This window comes from Vibrio sp. Sgm 5 (assembly GCF_026241575.1).
GTDB lineage: Bacteria > Pseudomonadota > Gammaproteobacteria > Enterobacterales > Vibrionaceae > Vibrio > Vibrio jasicida.
This window is the reverse complement of the sequence record NZ_JAPHPY010000160.1, coordinates 1-266: the sequence shown is the minus strand read 5'-3', so window position 1 is coordinate 266 and position 266 is coordinate 1. Positions and strand designations below refer to the sequence as shown.

Here is a 266-nt window from a genome sequence, read left to right as displayed (position 1 = left end):
GCGATACGGATTAAGCGAGCGGTTGCGCTTATCCCACCACGAGAAGGGGCTGCATTCTGGGAACAAGGACACCCTCGTAATTTAGCAGTAGGTTGTCAAAAGCTCTACGGCTCCAACAAGAAATGGAAAAAGCGGTATGGCTATCACAAGCGCTCACTATCAGAGACAGCAATGTACCGAGTAAAACAGCTGCTAGGTGGGAAATTAAGCCTAAGAAATTACAATGCTCAGGTTGGCGAGACTTACGCTATGATCAAAGCGCTGAA

1 pseudogene is annotated in these 266 nt (G+C 47.7%); it reads left to right on the top strand.

From position 1 onward, the window contains the following. Positions 1-266 (top strand): annotated as a pseudogene (locus tag OQJ86_RS26510) (IS5/IS1182 family transposase); the annotation flags it as partial.